Source organism: Hydrogenophaga sp. ANAO-22 (assembly GCF_042466645.1).
In the GTDB taxonomy this organism is placed as follows: domain Bacteria; phylum Pseudomonadota; class Gammaproteobacteria; order Burkholderiales; family Burkholderiaceae_C; genus Hydrogenophaga.
This window is the reverse complement of sequence record NZ_CP159956.1, coordinates 1,389,174-1,408,019: the sequence shown is the minus strand read 5'-3', so window position 1 is coordinate 1,408,019 and position 18,846 is coordinate 1,389,174. Positions and strand designations below refer to the sequence as shown.

The 18,846-nt window shown below is 65.9% G+C and carries 23 protein-coding genes and 1 riboswitch; of the genes, 16 read left to right on the top strand and 7 right to left on the bottom strand.

All coding sequences use genetic code 11. From position 1 onward, the window contains the following. Nucleotides 1-16: 16 nt before the first annotated feature. Nucleotides 17-1,099 (bottom strand): FAD-dependent oxidoreductase, encoded by a 1,083-nt coding sequence (locus tag ABSY19_RS06630; RefSeq protein WP_382160397.1) that lies wholly within the window; start codon nt 1,097-1,099, stop codon nt 17-19. A gap of 32 nt (nt 1,100-1,131) precedes the next feature. Between ABSY19_RS06630 and thiD the strand changes: the two genes are divergently transcribed. Next, the gene (thiD, locus tag ABSY19_RS06625; protein WP_382160394.1) at nt 1,132-1,971 is read left to right on the top strand and encodes a bifunctional hydroxymethylpyrimidine kinase/phosphomethylpyrimidine kinase; all 840 of its coding nucleotides are present in this window, start codon (nt 1,132-1,134) and stop codon (nt 1,969-1,971) included. Between the two features lie 26 nt (nt 1,972-1,997). Here thiD and ABSY19_RS06620 read toward each other — a convergent pair whose 3' ends face one another. Together ABSY19_RS06620 and ABSY19_RS06615 are read right to left on the bottom strand one after the other, a co-directional pair. Beyond that, complete coding sequence (locus ABSY19_RS06620; RefSeq protein ID WP_382163709.1) at nt 1,998-3,299, bottom strand: purine-cytosine permease family protein; 1,302 nt, start codon at nt 3,297-3,299, stop codon at nt 1,998-2,000. A gap of 71 nt (nt 3,300-3,370) precedes the next feature. After that, a riboswitch (TPP riboswitch) is annotated at nt 3,371-3,471 on the bottom strand. Nucleotides 3,472-3,895: 424 nt separating this feature from the next. Further along, nucleotides 3,896-4,141: a hypothetical protein gene (locus ABSY19_RS06615; RefSeq protein WP_382160391.1), complete on the bottom strand. Its 246-nt coding sequence runs from the start codon at nt 4,139-4,141 to the stop codon at nt 3,896-3,898. Nucleotides 4,142-4,646: 505 nt separating this feature from the next. Between ABSY19_RS06615 and ABSY19_RS06610 the strand changes: the two genes are divergently transcribed. From ABSY19_RS06610 to ABSY19_RS06585, 6 genes are all read left to right on the top strand, one after another. Continuing rightward, complete coding sequence (locus ABSY19_RS06610) at nt 4,647-4,937, top strand: hypothetical protein (protein WP_382160388.1); 291 nt, start codon at nt 4,647-4,649, stop codon at nt 4,935-4,937. After that, nucleotides 4,937-5,122, top strand: a complete 186-nt coding sequence (locus tag ABSY19_RS06605; protein WP_382160385.1) for a hypothetical protein — start codon at nt 4,937-4,939, stop codon at nt 5,120-5,122. Before ABSY19_RS06610 ends, ABSY19_RS06605 begins: the two co-directional genes overlap by 1 nt. 19 nt (nt 5,123-5,141) lie before the next feature. Beyond that, on the top strand, nt 5,142-5,372 hold the full coding sequence (locus ABSY19_RS06600; RefSeq protein ID WP_382160383.1) for a major capsid protein: 231 nt from the start codon (nt 5,142-5,144) through the stop codon (nt 5,370-5,372). Between the two features lie 795 nt (nt 5,373-6,167). Further along, on the top strand, nt 6,168-6,845 hold the full coding sequence (locus tag ABSY19_RS06595) for a hypothetical protein (protein WP_382160380.1): 678 nt from the start codon (nt 6,168-6,170) through the stop codon (nt 6,843-6,845). Then, nucleotides 6,845-7,180 carry a DUF2523 domain-containing protein gene (locus tag ABSY19_RS06590; protein WP_382160377.1) on the top strand — a complete coding sequence of 112 codons (336 nt, stop codon included), beginning with the start codon at nt 6,845-6,847 and terminating at the stop codon, nt 7,178-7,180. Before ABSY19_RS06595 ends, ABSY19_RS06590 begins: the two co-directional genes overlap by 1 nt. Then, entirely contained in the window at nt 7,177-8,202 is a 1,026-nt protein-coding gene (locus tag ABSY19_RS06585; protein WP_382160375.1) for a zonular occludens toxin domain-containing protein, read from the top strand. The genes ABSY19_RS06590 and ABSY19_RS06585 overlap by 4 nt, the downstream gene beginning before the upstream one ends. Here the strand turns inward: ABSY19_RS06585 and ABSY19_RS06580 are convergent. Continuing rightward, complete coding sequence (locus tag ABSY19_RS06580; RefSeq protein ID WP_382160372.1) at nt 8,199-8,438, bottom strand: hypothetical protein; 240 nt, start codon at nt 8,436-8,438, stop codon at nt 8,199-8,201. The two genes, ABSY19_RS06585 and ABSY19_RS06580, sit on opposite strands and share 4 nt — an antisense overlap. 536 nt (nt 8,439-8,974) lie before the next feature. On the opposite strand from ABSY19_RS06580, the gene ABSY19_RS06575 reads away from it, so the two are divergent. Both ABSY19_RS06575 and ABSY19_RS06570 read left to right on the top strand, forming a co-directional pair. Then, on the top strand, nt 8,975-9,949 hold the full coding sequence (locus tag ABSY19_RS06575) for a hypothetical protein (protein WP_382160369.1): 975 nt from the start codon (nt 8,975-8,977) through the stop codon (nt 9,947-9,949). Nucleotides 9,950-9,983: 34 nt separating this feature from the next. Beyond that, on the top strand, nt 9,984-10,613 hold the full coding sequence (locus tag ABSY19_RS06570) for a recombinase family protein (RefSeq protein ID WP_382160366.1): 630 nt from the start codon (nt 9,984-9,986) through the stop codon (nt 10,611-10,613). 96 nt (nt 10,614-10,709) lie between these two features. Here the strand turns inward: ABSY19_RS06570 and ABSY19_RS06565 are convergent, their stop codons facing one another. The 3 genes from ABSY19_RS06565 to ABSY19_RS06555 all read right to left on the bottom strand — a co-directional run bounded on the left by ABSY19_RS06565 (nt 10,710) and on the right by ABSY19_RS06555 (nt 13,164). Further along, complete coding sequence (locus tag ABSY19_RS06565) at nt 10,710-11,507, bottom strand: alpha/beta fold hydrolase (protein ID WP_382160363.1); 798 nt, start codon at nt 11,505-11,507, stop codon at nt 10,710-10,712. A gap of 65 nt (nt 11,508-11,572) precedes the next feature. Further along, nucleotides 11,573-12,850, bottom strand: coding sequence for an FCSD flavin-binding domain-containing protein (locus tag ABSY19_RS06560; protein WP_382160361.1), 1,278 nt, complete (start codon nt 12,848-12,850; stop codon nt 11,573-11,575). Nucleotides 12,851-12,861: 11 nt separating this feature from the next. After that, the gene (locus tag ABSY19_RS06555; protein ID WP_382160358.1) at nt 12,862-13,164 is read right to left on the bottom strand and encodes a c-type cytochrome; all 303 of its coding nucleotides are present in this window, start codon (nt 13,162-13,164) and stop codon (nt 12,862-12,864) included. A 243-nt stretch (nt 13,165-13,407) separates the two neighbouring features. On the opposite strand from ABSY19_RS06555, the gene soxC reads away from it, so the two are divergent. The 7 genes from soxC to soxX all read left to right on the top strand — a co-directional run bounded on the left by soxC (nt 13,408) and on the right by soxX (nt 18,801). Then, nucleotides 13,408-14,751 (top strand): sulfite dehydrogenase, encoded by a 1,344-nt coding sequence (soxC, locus tag ABSY19_RS06550; protein ID WP_382160355.1) that lies wholly within the window; start codon nt 13,408-13,410, stop codon nt 14,749-14,751. A 130-nt stretch (nt 14,752-14,881) separates the two neighbouring features. Further along, nucleotides 14,882-15,889, top strand: coding sequence for a c-type cytochrome (locus ABSY19_RS06545; RefSeq protein ID WP_382160352.1), 1,008 nt, complete (start codon nt 14,882-14,884; stop codon nt 15,887-15,889). A 115-nt stretch (nt 15,890-16,004) separates the two neighbouring features. Next, a complete protein-coding gene (locus ABSY19_RS06540; RefSeq protein WP_291121227.1) occupies nt 16,005-16,334 on the top strand; it encodes a c-type cytochrome in 330 nt (109 codons plus the stop codon). Nucleotides 16,335-16,371: 37 nt separating this feature from the next. Then, nucleotides 16,372-16,827, top strand: a complete 456-nt coding sequence (soxY, locus tag ABSY19_RS06535; RefSeq protein ID WP_291121225.1) for a thiosulfate oxidation carrier protein SoxY — start codon at nt 16,372-16,374, stop codon at nt 16,825-16,827. 62 nt (nt 16,828-16,889) lie between these two features. Beyond that, nucleotides 16,890-17,201 (top strand): thiosulfate oxidation carrier complex protein SoxZ, encoded by a 312-nt coding sequence (soxZ, locus tag ABSY19_RS06530; protein ID WP_382160349.1) that lies wholly within the window; start codon nt 16,890-16,892, stop codon nt 17,199-17,201. Nucleotides 17,202-17,327: 126 nt separating this feature from the next. Further along, entirely contained in the window at nt 17,328-18,134 is an 807-nt protein-coding gene (gene soxA / locus ABSY19_RS06525) for a sulfur oxidation c-type cytochrome SoxA (protein WP_382160346.1), read from the top strand. A gap of 16 nt (nt 18,135-18,150) precedes the next feature. Beyond that, a complete protein-coding gene (gene soxX / locus ABSY19_RS06520; RefSeq protein WP_291121222.1) occupies nt 18,151-18,801 on the top strand; it encodes a sulfur oxidation c-type cytochrome SoxX in 651 nt (216 codons plus the stop codon). The last annotated feature ends 45 nt before the right edge of the window (nt 18,802-18,846 follow it).

The window sequence follows — 18,846 nt, the reverse complement described above, 5'->3', positions numbered from 1 at the left end:
GCGAGGTTCCGTTCGTTCAGCGGATGACCGCCAGGCCGAGGGCATCGGCCAGCGGTGAGTGGCCCTGGTCCACCACTTCGAGCGCCGCGTCCAGCACGGCCGGCGCGATCATGAAGCCATGGCGGTACAGGCCGTTGATCGCCATTCTGCGCGGCCCGGTGAGGCGCAGCGCGGGCAGGTTGTCGGGCAGGGTGGGGCGCAACTGCACGCCCAGTTCGACGATGCGCGCTTCGCCGAAGCCCGGGTGCACGGTGTAGGCCGCGCTCAGCAGCTCCAGCGTGGAGCGCACGCTGGCGGGCGAGAGGTCGTCGGACTCGATCTCGGTCGCGCCGATCACGAACAGGCCGTCCTGCTTGGGCGCGATGTACAGCGGGTAGCGCGGGTGCACCAGGCGCGTGGGGCGCGCCAGGCTCACGCCCGGTGCATGGATGCGCGCGACCTCGCCGCGCACGCCGCGCAAGGCGGGCCATTGCGGCTGGGCGCCCAGGCCCCGGCAGTCGAACAGCCAGGCATCGGGTCCCGGGTCCACCTCATCGGGCGCGCGCGCCGTGTGCCAGCGCACCGTGACGCCCAGCACCTGCATCTGGTGCGCGAGCGCGGTGAGCAGTTCGCGGTTGTCGAGCTGGCCTTCGTCGGGCAGGTACAGGCCTTGCGCGAAGCGGTGGGCCAGGGCCGGCTCCAGCGCGGTGAGGGCCGTGCCGTCCATGCGCTGCGCCTGCGGCAGCGAGGGCAGGGCGGCGCTGGTGCGCGCGAGCTGGCCCGCGAAGCGCTCGGCCTCGGCCGCGTCCTGCCGGTGCCAGAGCACCAGCGTGCCGCTCTGCTGGAAGAACACGGGCTGTTCGAGCATGGCCAGCAGCTGCGGCCAGCGCGCGAGCGCGTGCTGGCCCATGCGCACCACGTTGAGCTCGGTGACGGCCGATTCGGCCAGCGGCGCGAGCATGGCGGCGGCCACGCGCGCGGCGGCGTGCGCGGCCTCCGGCCCGCCGGCGTCGATCACCTCGACGCGGTGCCCGCGCTGCGCGAGCGCGCAGGCCAGCAGCCGGCCCATGAGGCCGGCGCCGAGCACCACCGCGTCGGGTTTGTTGGGGGAAAGATTCATGAGGGGCTTTCGGCGCTGCCACAATGCGCGCCATGAGCAACGAAGCGCAACGTTACACCCGCGTCCTCTCCATCGCCGGCTCCGACAGCGGCGGGGGCGCCGGCATCCAGGCCGACCTCAAGACCTTCGCGGCCCTGGGCTGCTACGGCATGACGGCCATCACCGCGCTGACCGCGCAGAACACGCTGGGCGTGAGCGGCATCCACGGCGTGCCGCCCGAGATGCTCAAGGCGCAGCTGAGCGCGGTGCTCGAGGACATCGGGGTGGACGCGGTGAAGATCGGCATGCTGCACGCGCCCGACATCGTGCGCACCGTGGCCTGGGCGCTGCGGCACTACGAGGTGAAGCAGGTGGTGCTCGACCCGGTGATGGTGGCCACCAGCGGCGACCGCCTGATCGCGCCCGACACGGTGCAGGTGCTGGTGGACGAGCTGTTCCCGCTGGCCACGGTGGTCACGCCCAACCTGGACGAGGCCGCGCTGTTGCTGGGCCGGCCGATTGCCCATGCGGATGAACTCGAAACCGCCGCGCGCGATCTGCTCGCGCTGGGGGCCAAGGCGGTGCTGCTCAAGGGCGGTCACCTGCCGGGCGACGAGGTCGCCGACCTGCTGGTGAGCGGCGACGGGCCCGCACAGCGCCTGGCCTCGCCGCGCATCGCGAGCCGCAACACGCACGGCACCGGTTGCACGCTGTCGTCGGCCGTCGCGGCCTACCTCGCGCTCGGCAACCCGCTGGACCAGGCGGTGGCGAAGGCGCGCAGCTACATCCTGCAGGCCATCGCCATGGGCGCCAATGTGTACACCGGTGCCGGCCACGGGCCGCTCAACCACGGCCACGCGCCGCTCGCGCTGCACAAGCGGCCCCGGGGCTGAGGGGAAGCGGCGCGGCGGCATGAGGTTCAGGCCCGTGCCGGGCTGAGCCCGCCGGCATTGCGCGGCCGCGAGAGCGCGGCGAGCACGAAGGTCAGCGCCAGCGTGGGCAGGGCCGCCCCGAGCTGCGGCGCGAACTTCGCGAGCAGGTGGTAGCAGGCGATGCCCAGCACCCACAGCGCGGCGGCGCTCCAGTCCACCGTGCGCGCCGGGCCCGTGGCCACGCCGGTGCCCAGGCGGCCCAGGATCACGCCGTAGAGCGGCACGAACACCGAGCTGAGCAGCAGCAGGAAGGGCTCCAGCGTGTGCATGGGCAGCAGCAGCGCCAGGCCGGTGCAGACCACGGCGAAGCCCAGGCCGGCGGCGCGGATGCTCCAGCGCGGGCGCAGGCTGTGCACCGAGACCGCGCCCGAGTGCGCGTCGCCGTAGGCGTTGTCCATTTCGTCGAGCAGGATCAGGCCCAGGGCGATCAGACCGCCCTGCGCGAGCAGCAGCGCGCCCACGAGGTTGGTGCCCGGCTCCACCGTGCTGACCACCAGCACACCCAGCGCGTAGCACCAGATGTTGGCCAGCGCATAACCCAGCCAGGTGCCGCCCAGCGTGGTGGCCGTGCGCTTGCCGTGGCGCGCGTAGTCGGCCACCAGGGGCAGCCAGGACACCGGCATCGCGATCACCAGGTCCATGGCGGAGAACAGGCCCATGCCACCGGCGCCGGGCCGGTTCCAGAAGCCGTCGAAGCCCTGCGCCTGCAGGCGCGTGCCGAACTGCCAGGTGAGCCAGGCCAGCGAGGCGATCACCAGCGGCAGGCCGAAGCGGCTCACGAAGCGGCGCACCAGCGTGAGCATGGAGCCGGCCATGAGCGCGGTGAGCACGCCGCCCCACAGCAGGGTGGCCAGCAGCTTGCCGCCGGTGCCGTCGAGCAGGCCGCCGGGCTCGGCGCCCAATGCCTGCTTCAGGATGGCGACCGTGCCTTCCTGCATGATGACCAGTTCGAAGGTGGTCCAGCCGACGAGTTGCGCGATGTTGAGCAGCACCGGCAGGCGCGCGAAGGCGCTGCCGTAGGTGGCGTGCATCAGGCCGGCGCTGGACAGGCCGGTCTGGCAGCCCAGGCGCGCCGTCCAGGCCAGCAGGCCGGCGCCGATCAGCGAGCCCAGCACGATGGCGATGACCGCGTCGCGCGTGCCCACGGCGGGCACGAGGTAGGCGCCGATCTGCATCACCAGCAGGCCGGTGCCCAGGCTGAACCAGAGGGCGGCGTGTTCGTGGAAGTGGAAGACCCGGTTGCCTTGCGGCACGGGGGTCAGGGCCTGGTTGGCCGGGGACGGGTTCATCGACATGGAAACGCTCCAAGCAGTGTTGAAGCAGGTGGGCTGGGCCGGATGCCCTGCGGCGCGGTGCGGCGGCGGTATCCGGCCTGCTTCCCTGCGCGAGGATTACCTCAATCAGGTTCGAAGGGACTTTCTCAGTCGCGGCTTGTCAGTCGCAACACCCCTAGCAGCAGCACCCTTTTGACGGGGTGCGGCTGTGATTGTAGGTTTTTCCTCGGGGAAGGCGTCCAGCATCGCCTGGAGCATGGTCGCCGCCCCTGCTTGCGTCGGCTCTTCAAGGTCTAGCTTCGCGATTAGGCCCTCGATCACGGCGCGTGTCGTGTCTAGCCCTGCAATCTCCGCGATCTGCACCCTCTTCTCGATGGTGCATGGCCTGGTGCCACGTTTCATGTCCGAAATGTGTTGGTCCGTCTCGCCGATCAATGCGGCAAGCGCTCGCTGGCTCCCTACGATCTTGGCTGCGGTTTCGATAGCGAACTTCAATGGCATAGATTCCCTTTTGTTTGGGTAATTACTCGAAAAAATGGGTAACATCAGATACCCAATTTTTTGGGTTGATTTTTACACCATTAGGAGCCCGCAATGCACCCTGTTGTTCGTCAATCCGCATGCATCGGTGGCAACGTGTCACCGTCATGGGTAGTCCGCTTCGCGGCGGCTACTCTTCCCCGCCAGTTGTCCGTGAGGCGCGATTCATTGATGCCGTCTCTCACGGCGTTCTTGATCACGATGTACAGGACGTACATGGTGATCAAGAAGCTGATCGTCGATGCGATCGCGCCCAGGACGATCATCTGGAAAACCTCTCGCCGCATGGCGATCTCGAATTGCATCCACTGTTCCATGGTGGTTCCTCCTGGCCAGCATTCTGACGCGCTCACTCCGGCGCAAGTCTGCGATGCGGAGTACCGCGCGGCGAGGCGGTCTTTTCGTCCCCGCCCGTCACAAGAATCGGCCCCGCGACCTTTGCGGGCTCCCCGGGCTGTGAAGGCGGGTGGGGGCACCCCTAACGAGCGGGCCTGGCAAGAAATCGCCCTGCATCTGGCTGACCGCGTGGTGAATCCATGAGGCACGTTCTCGCGTGGCTCCGGCAGTTGATTTGCCGCAAGTGCGGCCATCAGGCCTATGTGTCGTCTGCTCGTTGTTCCAAGTGCGGCGGTCGGATGGGCGAGCCATGACTCCCGAAGACCTCGGCGCCGGCTTCCTCGCCTTCTGCCTCCTGGCGGTGGCTATCTCGTGCCTTCAGTACGTCGCGTGTTCGGCTGTCGGGGGTTGCGTTTGAGCCTTGCCCAAGTGCTTGCGCGCAGGTACTTGGGCAGCGCTCTTGCTGCTCCCATCGAGGAAACCACCATGCAATCCACCATCCACGTGTTCAAGCTCGACGAGGTCAAAAAGGGCACGTCCCGCAAGACCGGCAACCCGTACGAAATTCACACGGCGCAGACGGCCCTGATCGACGCGGCCGGCAACGTTGACACTGTCGGTGTGCTCGACATCCCGCCCGATCTGCGCGGCAAGGTCAGCCCGGGTCGCTACACCGCGACCTTCGCCATGAAAACCAATTTTCAGAACGGCCGTATCGAAGCTGCACTTGTCGGCCTTCTGCCCCTGGTCGATCCCAAGATCAAGGCGGCGCAGTAATGGAACCCGTGATCGTCCAGTGCTCGTCGGCCTGCACGGTCACGCTTCAGCTCGAACAAGTCTCCCCGTTCAATCTGACCGCCGCGGACGGGGCGATCTTGTCAGGTCTCGTCGTCAGCTTGTGGCTTACCGGCTTCGGTATCCGCGCGCTGATTCGAGTCCTGTCCGGCAACCAGGCGGTTTGACTCTCTGAAAGGAATGGAAATGAAACCCTTCAACGCAATCAAGCGCTACGGCGCGAAAGTGGCTCCCAAGGTCGGCGCTGCGGTGCTGCTCGGCTCCGTCATGGTGTCCAACGCCCTGGCCGCGCTCGATCCGGCCATCGAGGCCGAGGTGGCGGCCAACAAGACCGACGTGAAGGATATGGGTGCGCTGGTCTTCGGCGTGTTCCTGGCGGTGGTGTTCTTCAACTGGATTCGTCGCGTGACGAAGTGATGGTGTGAGTCCATCCTGTGGGGGCGCGTGCGCTCCCATGGAATGGGTTCACAGGAGCAAGGCGGTGGAAGCGGACGTGTACGGCATCTATCTCGTGGTTGGTGTGTTGGGGGCGGTATGGCTTTTCTTAAACGCCTGATTGCCCTTGTGCTCCTGGCGCTGTGCGGCTTCAATGCTCATGCGTCCTTTCCCGCCACCGAGTCGACGCGCTACAGCTGTGGGGGTCAGCCCGGGCATGGTGGTTGGCACGCGACCACGACTGCAGCCGTTGCCGCCTGGGTGGCGACTTACAACCCCGGGGCTGTTGGGCCTCCTTACGGTTGGAGTGGTGGCAACTGCACCGCTATCCTCCAGTGGAACGGTGCAACGGCTACCATCCTTGCGTACTCTCAGCCTGTGCGCACGTGCCCTGCGAATTCCACGCTGTCAGGCACGGTCTGCAACTGCAATAGTGGCTATGTTGAGAACGGCGCGTCATGCGTCGTTCAGCAGACCCCGGAAGAGCAACACTGCGCCAGCATCAACGGCTCGCCGGTGAAAGCCTCGTGGACCACGACAAACCCGTCGCTGTCCACGCGCACCATTTGCATGAGCAATGCCGGCTACTCGTGCACTGCTACGGTGGAGGGGGATATCTGCGGCGCGAGCGGCTCGGGCGGGTCGTACGTGTGCCATGGCTCGGGTGTCAGCGGTGGCTCTGGTGGTGGCACAACGTGCACACCTTCTCCGGAACCCGATGCGCCCCCTCCGGTGGGCGCACCGGATACGAACTGGCCTGATGCTCCGCCGCCTGGCATGTGTCCCGGCACCATCAACGGCGTGGCAGTGAACGTGCCGTGTTCGAGCACCACCAGCGGCACCACGACCACAAACACCACGAACGACGGCGCGGGCACCACGACGCAAAAGAGCGAGAGCAAGGCCACGACGTGTAACGCTGCTGGCAGCTGTACCACGACGACGACCACGACCACCACGGTCAACGGCGGCACGCCCACGACCAGCACCAGCACCACCACGCAAGGCAAGGGCCAGTTCTGTGCCGGCAATCCGGGCTCGAAGGAATGCGGCGCTGGGGATGGTTCCAGCTTCGGCGGCAGTTGCCAAGCCTCGTTCCAGTGCACTGGCGATGCCGTGCAATGCGCGACAGCCAAAGCGGTCAATGACCAGCTGTGCGAGTTCAAAGAGGTGTTCGACATGGACCCCGCGATCAAGGCCTATGCCGAGGGTGTCATGGCTGGCACGGAAGACCCGAACCCGCGCGACAACCCTACGGTGGTCAACCTGGGCACCTTCGACCAGTCCAACCCGCTGTCGTCCGCATGCCCGGCCGACATCCCTGTGAATTTGCGTTTTTTCTCCACGGTCATTCCGCTGAGTGAGCACTGCGGCTCGCTGCAGATGCTCGGCAACATGCTGGTGATTTTCAGCCTGCTCGGTGCGACTATTTTTGTTTTGAGAGGGGGTAGCTGATGGCTCTGCCAATCGCCGCTGCAGGGACGATTGTTGGCTGGATCGTTGCTGGCATCGCCAGTAGCGTGGTGGGTACGATCGTCAAGACGCTCATCACGCTGGGGGTGGGGTATGTGACCTACACCGGGCTGTCTGCGCTGCTGGATCTGAACTACGACCAGATCATGACGTTGATCAACACGCTGCCACCGACGACGGTGTCCATCCTCGGTGTGTTGAAGGTCGGCGTTTGCCTGAAGATTTGGTTTAGCGCCTTCGCCATGAAGGTCGCGCTGTGGGGCATCAACAATGACTCGCTGACGAAGATGCGCGTCACTGCAGGGACCGGCACATGATCACGCTGACCTCTGGCCTGCCTGGTGCAGGTAAGACACTGCTGACCATCGCCGACGTGGAGGCGCTGCGCAAGAAGGAAAACCGCGAGGTCTACTACCACGGCATCAAGGAGCTTACGCTGCCGTGGAAGCTTCTCGATGACCCCACGAAGTGGTACGAGTGCCCCCCGGGGTCGATCATCGTGATCGACGAGGCTCAGTACCATTTCCCTCTGCGTGGCAATGGGCAAGTGCCGCCTGAGCATGTCGCGCGCACGGCCACGCACCGGCACAACGGCCACGATATCTTTCTGATCACGCAGCACCCGGGCAAGCTCGATGCGGCCGTGCGCAAGGACATCGAGGTGCACCGGCACATCATGCGCAAGTTCGGCTCGCGCACCGTCACTGTCCACCAGTGGCAGGGGGTGCGTGAGAACTGCGACAAGACCCGCAAGGACAGCGTGTCCACCACGCGGCGTTATCCGAAGGAAGTGTTCGGCTGGTACAAGTCCGCCGAGGTGCACACCCACAAGCTCAATATCCCGCCGAAGATTTTGCTGGCCGTGGCGTTTATGGCCATCGTCGCGGTGGCCTGGTTCATTTTCTTGAATCGCCTGTCTGCTGGCGAGGCTTTCGGCGGTACGGGCAAGCCTGCGGCTGCAACGTCGAAGCCCGGTTCGGCCACCGGGGGCACCCCCGGTGCGCCAGGCAAGGGCGGACAAGGGCAGCAGGCCCCGAAAACCGCCCTGGAGTACGTGCAGGAGCGCGTGCCAAGGGTGGAGGGCCTGGAGCACACAGCGCCCGTCTACGACGCTCTGACGGCCCCCAAGACGGTCCCGCTGCCTGCAGCGTGCGTCCAGTGGACCGGCAAGGGCTGTAAGTGCTTCACGCAGACCGGCACGCCCTACCGCACCAGCGAACAGATCTGCCTGCAGATCGTGCGGCATGGGATCTTCCTCGACTTCGAAACGGCCGCTGGCCAGCCAGGCGCACCAGGCGCTGCAGCTGCTCCGGTGAAGACCAGTGTTCCCGCGTCCTAGAAGAGCGCCACGATGGCGCGACGGACGGCCTGCGCCAGCTGGGCAGCGGCGCGCTTGGCGGCTTTCCACCATGCTGGCGCGGCTGGCTTCACGGGTGCTTCGTGCTTGGTTGCGTTCATGAGCCATGTCCACCAGGCGGCGCGCTGTTCGTCCGTCGCATCGGGCACGCCAGCGAGGTCCATCTCCATCTGGCGGAGTTGCGCGTCGGGGTGCTTCAGGAAGTTGCTGGCGATCATGGCGGCTGCTTTCGTTGATACCTTCAGCAGCGCTTCCTCGCTCCCCGCCTTGGGGCGGGGCGGGGGGTGGGGTTGTTGGCGAGCAAAGAAAAATCCGGCCGCAGCCGGAACCCCGAAAAAAAGACACCCCCGTTACGCCCCTCGCACGCCGACGGGGTTAACGGGGGTGTCTTCGGGGTTCTGGTGAGGACCGGATTTTTCAGGGTGCAGGTGTCGCGCCCGCAACGGGCATGCCATAGCGCAGCGGCAAGTGAAACGACTGGCGTGACTGGTGCAGCGGCACCGGGGACACGGCCAAACATTCATCCGAGCGGTGGCCCCGTGTTCATCTCTGTCTGCGCAAGGCGCGGAGCGGCCGACCGCCCACGGCGGCGGCGCGAAGCGCCGCTAGATTTATCAATAGGGCATATCTCGACGGTTGAAGGAGCCGCAGGCCTGAAACCTTGAACCCTCGGCCCGTAGGGCCAAAAAAGTGACCCCGGCATTGGCTGGAACCAATCCGGGGTCGTGACAGCAACGAATCAGAACTTCGTGCCATGAGCAATTATGCGGTTATCGGCAACGATGGCAAGCCCGCCCCTCGGGGGAACTATGTCGTCAAGAATGGTTTGCACTGTGAGGTGTTTGAGTCCGGCTGGAACTACAAGGTGTGGGAGAGCAAGCGCACTGGTCAGCTCGAACACAAGCTCTGGCCTCGGCTGGTGTACCGCCCCATGGGTGATCCTGATGATCCCGCTGATGCCGACGTGTGGGCTGACAAGCCCTTCGAATGGCATGCGCCGGTTATTTGGACCATGCAGGATCAAGAGGCGCTCGATCGCAAGCGGCTTCTGGCCCTTGAAAAGAGTGCCCGACGCGCTAAGCAGCAGTGCACCCACAAGATCAAGCATGCGGGGTTTCAGTCGCTGCTCACGTGCACGTACGGCGAGAACATGCAGGACTTTGACCGCATGCGCCGTGACTGGGCCGCGTTCATGCGCAAGGTGTCACCCCACATCCCTGATTTCGCGTGTGTGTTCGCCTTCGAGCGCCAGAAGCGCGGTGCGTGGCATACCCATGCGGCCATTCGCAAGCTGCCTGTGTTCCTTTGGGTTCCTGAGGGCCGAGGTAAGCACGCACGAAAGGTCATGGTGCGGTCGTGGGATTACTTGCGGCGGTGCTGGCGTGCCATCGTGGGCGCGGGCAACATCGATGTCGATGGCCATCGCAAGCGGGGTCGCTTCATTGAGCGCGGTCGACGTGCTGATGAGTCGTTGTGTCGCCTGGCGGGCTACGTCTCGAAGTACCTCACAAAGGACCACGCTGAGGGGCCTGAGGGCCGCAACCGCTGGGGGTCAACGCAGGGCCTCAAGCCACCTAGACCACGTGTGCTCTCGCTCCCTCCAATGTCGCTGATCGATGCGATGGATCTGGCTTTCCATGTGCCTGAGGGGCATCGGGTTGCGCGCCATTGCGTGTGGGGATTTGGCAAGTTCTGGTGCCTGTACACCGAGCCCGGTGGGCCTGAGTAGGGCGGCTATCGTTCCGCACTTTTCAGGGATAAAAATGGCTCTCTATGGTTACGCTCGCGTCTCTTCGCGGGATCAGGAAACACACCTCCAAATTGATGCGCTGCAGGCGCATGGGGTCGTTGTCATCTATCAGGAAAAGACAAGCTCCGTTGGCGCACGGCCTGAGCTACACAAGTTGCTCGCAGTGCTGCGGCGCGGTGATGTGTTGGTGGTGTACAAGATGGATCGTGTCGCGCGGTCTCTCAAGGATCTGCTGAATATTCTTGATCGTGTTCAACAGGCAGGCGCTGCGGTTCGCTCGCTTACTGAGCCGCTGGATACGAGCGGGCCTATCGGGTTATTCATGGTCCAGGTGCTGGGCGCAGTGGCCCAGCTCGAGCGTTCAATGATTCGTGAGCGTGCTGTGGCGGGGCAGGTTGCTGCGCGCCTACGCGGTGTGACATGGGGTGGCCGCCCTCTCGTCATTACCGACGAGGATCTAGAGTTGATCAACGCGGAATACCACCTTGGTGAGTCGACGTGGCGGGAGATTGCCTCTCGGTGGGGACTTACGGTGAAGCAGGTTCATCGTGCAAACGCTAGGCGTAAAAAAAGGGCCGATGGCCCTGTTCTTCCCCCTGTGCTCGGTCCCTATATCGAGGCGGCTTCTAAGTCGTCTCATTGAGGTTCAAAGGGACTCTCTCAGTCGCACCCGGGCGGAAAACCCGGGGCAACACCCCTAGCGGATGCGCCGGCAACGGCGCGGAACGAAGTATACGGCTCAGGCCCCGATCGCCTGGGGAACCCACTGCATGACCTGGTCGAGCGCCACCTGGGGCGTGTCCAGGTGGCCGCCCGAAACCTCCAGCAACTGGGTCTTCGGGTTCGCCGGCAGCTTGTCGACGTAGTAGGCGCGCACGCGGGTGAACAAGGGGTCCTTCTCCCCGACCGCGGTGAGCGCGGGCAGGCCCGGCGGCAGCTTCGGTGCGGTCACGCCCATGTCGGCGTCCGACTCGGGGTCGAAGTACGAGAGGAAGTTCTTCGCCGTGGTGATGACGGGTTGTTGCCGGCCCTGGTTGATGTCCATGAAGCGCTGGCTTTCATCGCCTTTGCCGGCGGCCACGAGCTCCCGTGCGGTCTGGATGCTGTCGCGCACCGCCGTGAGGCTGGGCAGGGTGAAGTAGCCCTGCGGCACGTGGCCCGGAGCCAGCAGCACCAGCGCGTGCGCGGTGCCGCCGCGCGCGGCATGGCTCATGGCGGCCGGCACGCCCATGCTGTGGCCCATGAGCACGATGCGCGTGGCGCCCTGGTCCTGCAGGGCCTTCACGTGCTGGGCGATCTCGGCCATGGCGCCGTCCCAGTGGCCTTGCAGGTAGCGGTTGCGCGACCAGGGCATGTCGGGCAGCGAGACGAGCCAGCCCCGCTTTTCCATCGCCGTCTTCACGGGCCCGTATTGAGGGCTGGCCGGGCCGCCCGGGTTCTTTCCGTGCAGCATCAGCACCCCGATGCGCTCGGCCGCCAGGGCGGGCCGCGCGAACAGGGGCAGCAGGGCGAGCGAAGCGAAGGAACGGCGTTTCATGGAACTCCTCGACAGACAACAGGCAAGAAAAAGCCCCGCGAGCGGGGCTTTCACGGGGCGGAGGATCAGGCCAGCGAATCGGCCCAGATGTTGCGCGCCCAGGCCATGGCGTACTGCCCTTCGAGCTCGCTTGCCGCACTGGACAGGCCGCCCGAGCCGGGCACCGTCAGCATGGTCTTCTGCGCCGCGTCGTACTTGTGCACGCTGGCCACGTGCACCACGTCGGTGGCGGTGACGAAGCTGTAGCAGGTGTTGGCGTAGATCGGCAGCGAGGGCGCTTCCTTGCCCTGCAGCAGCGAGACCACGGCGGCCGCGCAGGTCTTGCCGTGCTGGTTGGCCATGTGGCCCGACTTGGGCATGCCCGGCGCGATCTGGATCGCGTCGCCCAGCACGTGGATGTTCTTCGCGGCCTTCGATTCGAAGGTCAGGAAGTCCACCTCGCACCAGCGCGCGTTGGCGGTGGCCAGGCCGGTCTTCACCGCGATCTCGCCCGCGCGCTGCGTGGGCAGCACGTTGGCCACGCCGGCCTTGAAGTCGTCGTTGAACTCGAACTTCAGCGTGTTGGTGGCGGCGTCCACGTCCACCAGCTTGTGCTTGGGGCGGTACTCGATCAGGCCCTTGTAGTGCTCGTCCCAGGCCTTCATGAACAGGCCCTTCTTCGAGGTGATGTCGTCGTTGGCATCGAAGATCACGACCTTGCTCTTGGGCTTGGCCTTCTTGAAGTAGCTCGCCACCATGCAGGCGCGCTCATACGGGCCGGGCGGGCAGCGGTAGGGCGCCAGCGGGATGGACAGCGCGTACACGCCGCCATCGGGCATCGCCTCGAGCTGCCGGCGCAGCGCCAGCGTCTGCGGGCCGGCCTTCCAGGCGTGCAGCACCTTGTCGGTGGCGCCGGGTTTGGCCATGCCGGGCAGGGTGTCCCACATGAAGTCGATGCCGGGCGAGAGGATCAGGCGGTCGTAGGGCAGTTCGCCACCGCTGGCCAGCTTGACCGTGCGCTTGGCCGGGTCGATGCTGGCCACCATGTCGCGCACCACCTTCACGCCGTGGCGCTTGCTCAGGTTGTCGTACGGCGTGGTGATGTCGGCCATGGTCTTGTGGCCACCAAGCACCAGGTTGGAGATCGGGCAGGAGACGAAGGCCGCGTTGGGCTCGACCAGGGTCACGTCGATGGAGTGGTCGGAGAACAGGCGCACGTACTTGGCGGCGGTGGCGCCACCGTAGCCGCCACCGACCACGACGACCTTGGCGCCGCTGCCGGTGGTGGCGCAGCCATTCAGGAGACCCAGGCCGGCGACGGCCGAACCGGCCCCCAGCGTTTGAACGAATTGACGGCGTTTCATGGTGGGGCTCCTTATTTCTTCTGGGCGGCGAAATAACCGGCGATGTCGGCCAGCTGCTCATCGGTGTAGCCCTTGGCGAGCTGGTGCATGATGGTCGCGGGCCGCTTGCCGGCCTTGAAGTCCAGCAGTTTCTGCAGCAGGTCGTCCTTGCCCTGGCCGGCCAGCGAGATGGCACCGGGCTGCGCGCGGCCATCGGTGCCGTGGCAGTTGGCGCAGGCCGCGGCCCACACCTTGATCTGATTGACCTGGGCCTGAGCCCCCATGGCGGCGGCGCAGAGCACGCCCGCCGCCAGCCATTTCATCGTTTTCACCATCGTGGTCTCCTGTGGGGTGTCGAAACGTAAGTGCATCCAAAAATGTAGCAGACAGGCCTTGCGGCGCCTAACTATCCGTAAGTACGCATATTTCGATGGTTCATGCTAGCAGCGGGGCAGGGACGTGCTCACGGTGTTAACCCTCAGCGGTACGGGTTTATACTAATCCGAATATCAGCAATCACTCATATAGTCCCTCATCCCAGGCGACAGGCCATCGCCCACCCCACAAGGAATCCCACCGTGTCAACAGACCTGAGTGACGTCATCGGGCGCGTTCTGCCCGCCCCGGAAAACCACCTGAGCACCGAGAAGCTGGAGCAGGCGCGCAAGGCGCGCCGCAGCTTCATGGGCAAGGCCCTCGCCATGGGCGCGGGCGCCGTGACCAGCGCCGCCGCCTCCACGCGCGCCCTGGCCGCCGAAGGCGAAGACGCCATCCTCAAGCTGCCCGCGCACAGCACCGGCCTGGGCCAGCCCGTGGCCACGCTGGGCTACGGCCTGCCCAGCAAGTGGGAAGGCAACCTGCAGCGCCGCCAGAGCCCGGGCCTCACGCGCGTGCCCCAGGCCTCGGTGAGCTTCACGCCGCTGCAAGGCCTGTTCGGCATCATCACGCCCAGCGGCCTGCACTTCGAGCGCCACCACCAGGGCTGGTGGGACATCGATCCCTCCAAGCACCGCCTGATGGTCAACGGCCTGGTCAAGCGCGAGCGCGTCTTCACCATGGACGACCTGATGCGCCTGCCCAGCGTCTCGCGCATCCACTTCATCGAGTGCGGCGCCAACTCCGCGCCGGAGTGGGGCAACGTGGCGCTGCCCTCGGTGCAGTACACGCACGGCATGGTGAGCTGTTCCGAATTCACCGGTGTGCTGCTCTCCACGCTGCTGGAGATGTGCGGCTACGACAAGAAGAACGGCAAGTACGTGCTGGCCGAAGGCGCCGACGGCTCGTCGATGACGCGCACCATCGACATCGACCGCGCGATGGACGACTGCCTCGTGGCCTGGGCCATGAACGGCGAGATGCTGCGCCCCGAGAACGGCTACCCGCTGCGCCTGGTGGTGCCGGGCATCCAGGGCGTGAGCTGGGTGAAGTACCTGCGCCGCCTCGAGGTGGGGGACCAGAAGTGGGCCACCAAGGACGAGGCGGTGCACTACATCGACCACATGCCCGACGGCACGCACCGGCAGTACACCGGCATCCAGGAGTGCAAGAGCGTGATCACCACGCCCTCGGGCAGCCAGACGCTGCTGGACAAGGGTTACTACAACATCACCGGCCTGGCCTGGTCGGGCCGCGGCGCCGTCAAGCGTGTGGACGTGAGCACCGACGGCGGGCGCAACTGGCGCACCGCGCGGCTGGAAGGTCCGCTGTTGCCCAAGGCGCTGACGCGTTTCAACATCGACTGGGTGTGGGACGGCAAGCCCGCCGTGCTGCAGAGCCGCGCGATCGACAGCACGGGTTATGTGCAGCCCAAGATCAACCAGCTGCGCGCCGTGCGCGGCACGCGCTCGATCTACCACCAGAACGCCATCCAGTCATGGCGGGTCGCCGAAAACGGCGAAGTCTCCAACGTCCAGGTGTATTGATATGACGACCCCCCGCCGCGCTTCGCGCGACCCCCTCAAGGGGGCAACACCTGCGGCCCGGCAAAGCCGGTTCCGCGGTATTTCTGGAACTTTCCTCGCTGCGCTCGTCATCGGGTTCTCCGGCCCTGCCGTGGCACAGGGCAAGCCCTGGCACGAGCTGGGCCGCGATGCGACCAAGGCCGAGGTGAAGGCCTGGGACATCGATGTGCGCCCCGACTTCAAGGGCCTGCCCAAGGGCGCCGGCAGCGTCGCGCTGGGCGAGCAGGTGTGGGAGGCGCAGTGCGCGTCCTGCCACGGCAGCTTCGGCGAATCGAACGAGGTGTTCACCCCCATCGTGGGTGGCACCACCAAGGCCGACATCGAGCGCGGCCGCGTGAAGAACCTCGAACCCGGCAGCATCTTCCCGCAGAAGACCACCATGATGAAGGTGGCCACGCTCTCCACGCTGTGGGACTACATCAACCGCGCCATGCCCTGGAACGCGCCCAAGACGCTCAAGACCGACGAGGTCTACGCCGTCACGGCCTACCTGCTGAGCCTGGCCGAGGTGGTGCCGGCCGATTTCACGCTGAACGACCAGAACATCGCCGAGGTGCAGAAGCGCATGCCCAACCGCAACGGCATGGTGTTCCATGAACCGCTGTGGAAGCTCGAAGGCAAGGGCGACGTGAAGAACGTGGCCTGCATGAAGGACTGCCCGGTGGAGTCGACCATCCGCTCCTCGCTGCCCGACTTCGCGCGCGATGCGCATGGCAACATCCAGGAGCAGAACCGCGTGATCGGCCCGGTGCGCGGCGCCGACACCACCAAGCCGCCGCCCAAGGGGCCGGTGGGCAGCGGGCCGGCGCCCGCCGCCGTGGTGGTCGCGGCCGCCCCGGCGGTGAAAGACCCCAAGGCCCTGCTCGGCGCCAACAGCTGCACCGCCTGCCACGGCATGACCAACAAGATCGTGGGCCCGGGCTTCACCGAGATTCTGGCCAAGCACAAGGGCAAGGCCGACCTCGAGGCCTACCTGATGGGCAAGATCCAGGGCGGCAGTTCGGGCGTGTATGGCGCGGTGCCGATGCCGCCGCAGCCTCAGCTCAGCGAAGCCGACGCGCGCTCGATCGCGCAATGGATCGTCAACGGCGCGAAGTGAGGGGCCATTGGCCGTCGCAGGGGCTGGCCTTCGGGAGCGAAGGTATGCTTCTTAATATTTGCATTTACTCGTAAACCCCATTCCCCCCACGACAAGGAGACCGTACGCTATGTCCATGAAATCGATCCTGCTGTGCCTGGCAGCATCCGGCGCGCTTTGGAGCGCGGGTGCCCACGCCCAGGACGCCGCTGCCGCCAAGGCGCTGGCGACCAAGAGCGCCTGCATGGCCTGCCACGCGGTGGACAAGAAGCTGGTGGGCCCGGCCTTCAAGGACGTGGCCGCCAAGCACAAGGGACAGGCGGGTGCGCTCGACGCCGTGGCGGCGCGCATCAAGTCGGGTGGTTCGGGGGCCTACGGCCCGGTGCCGATGCCCCCACAACCGAATCTGAAGGACGACGAGCTCAAACTGCTTGCCGGCTGGATCCTTGCTGGGGCCCCCCAGTAAACTCACCGCGTTTTTTCATTCTCACCAGGAGCTCCCCATGAACAACTCACGCCGAGTCGCCCTCAAGACCACCGGGGCCTTCGCCACGCTCGTGTCGCTGGGTCTCATCACCCAAAGCCAGGCCCAGGCCGCCGTGGACCGCGCCGGCTTCGAAGTGAAGACCCTGGCCGAGGCGCTCAAGGCCGTGGGCGGCACGCCCGCCAACAGCGACCAGGTCACCGTGGTCGCACCGGACATCGCCGAAAACGGCGCCGTGGTGCCCGTGGGCGCCACCAGCAAGCTGCCCAACACCACCGAGATCTACCTGATCGTCGAGAAGAACCCGATGCCGCTGTCGGCCGGTTTCATCATCCCCGCCGGCACCGCCGCCGACGTGCAGACCCGCCTGAAGATGGGCCAGAGCAGCAACGTGATCGCCGTGGTCAAGGCCGATGGCAAGCTCTACTCGGCCACCAAGGAAACCAAGGTCACGCTGGGTGGTTGCGGCGGCTGATCGCCCCCCCGAACCCCACGTTTCCCCTCGCAACCCATTCACAGATACCCCAGGAGTCCATCATGGCCGATCCGATGCGCATCCGCGCCGCTCTCGCCGGTGACGAAACCACCGTTCGCATCCTCATGTCCCACGTCATGGAGCCCGGCACGCGGCGCGACGCGGCGGGTGCCCTCATCCCCGCCCACTTCATCAAGGAAGTGGAAGCCACGCACAACGGCAAGGTCGTGCTGAGCTCGCTGTTCACCGGCTCGGTGGCGCAGAACCCCTTCCTGTCCTTCAAGTTCAAGGGCGCCGCCAAGGGCGACAAGGTCACGGTGAAGTGGGTCGACACCAAGGGCGACACGCGCACCGACGAAGCCGTCATCGCATAACACCCCCGCCGCGCTTCGCGCGACCCCCTCCAGGGGGCGTCACCAGCGGCCCGGCGGAGCCGGTTCCGCGGTGACTCTGGAAGTGTCGCCCCACCGCCTTTTTTGATAACAACGAGGAGACTCCCCATGAAATTCCAGCTTGCTTCAGCCGCGCTGGTGCTCGGTGGCCTGATGGCTGCTGGCGCCGTGCACGCCCAGGATGCGACCGCCGAAGGCATCGCGAAATACCGGGAAATGCTGCAGGACGGCAACCCCGCCGAACTGTTCGAGATGAAGGGGGAAGAACTCTGGAAACAGAAACGGGGCCCGAAGAACGCGTCGCTGGAGCAGTGCGACCTGGGCAAGGGCCCCGGTGTCATCAAGGGCGCCTTCGTCGAGATGCCGCGCTTCTTCAAGGACACCGGCCGCGTGCAGGACCTGGAGACCCGCCTGATCACCTGCATGGAAACCCTGCAGGGCTTCAACGGTGCCGAGATCGCCAAGACGCCGTTCGGCCGCGGCGAGATGGCGAACCTGACGGCCCTGGCCACCTACGTGGCGACCGCCTCCAAGGGCATGCGCTTCAACCTGCCGCAATCGCACGCGCAGGAAAAGCTGATGTACGAAGCCGGCAAGCGCATGTTCTTCACGCGCGGCGGCACGCACGACTTCTCGTGCGCCTCCTGCCACGGTGAGAGCGACAAGCGCATCCGCCTGCAGGACCTGCCCAACCTCACCAAGAACCCGGGCGACGGCATCGGCTTCGCCGCCTGGCCGGCCTACCGCGTGTCCAACTCGCAGATGTGGGGCATGCAACTGCGCCTGAACGACTGTTTCCGCCAGCAGCGCTTCCCCGAGCCCAAGTTCGGCAGCGACGCCACCATTGCACTCGGTGTCTACATGGGCGTGAACGCCAAGACCGCCGAGTCCATCGTGCCCGCCATCAAGCGCTGAACCGGAGACACCGACCATGAACAAAGCCATTGCATTCGCCCTGCTGCCCGTGGCGGCCCTCGCGCTCTCCGCGTGCACCGTGTCGCCTTCGGCCGCCGAGTACGACAAGGCCGCGGCCGACATCATCAAGAACTCCTTCCAGGACCGCGGCATCGCCAAGGTGGACCGCCTGGTGCAGGACGACGCCAACCGCGAGTGCGCGGCCGCCGACGTGGCGGGCAAGACCATCGACCCGGCCGTCGCCAAGGCCATCGAAGCGGCCAACATGAAGACCGTGAAGTGGCCCAGCGACGGCAAGTTCCTCGGCGACTGGAAAGAGGGCGAGAAGATCGCCCAGAGCGGCCGGGGCATGACCTGGACCGACAAGGCCGGCGACGCCAACGGCGGCAACTGCTACAACTGCCACCAGATCAGCAAGGAAGAGATCTCCTTCGGCACCCTGGGCCCGAGCCTGTACAACTACGGCAAGCTGCGCGGTGTCACCGACCCGAACAGCGCCGGTGGCAAGGCCATCGTGGAGTACACCTGGGGCAAGCTCTGGAACTCGCGCGCCTACAACGCCTGCTCGCAGATGCCGCGCGTGGGCCACATGGCCATCCTCAACGAGAAGCAGCTCAAGGACGTGATGGCCCTGCTGCTGGACCCGGCCTCGCCCGTCAACAAGTAGAGCGATCGGCCCCGGCTGCGCACCGCAGCCGGGGCCCTTCAAAAA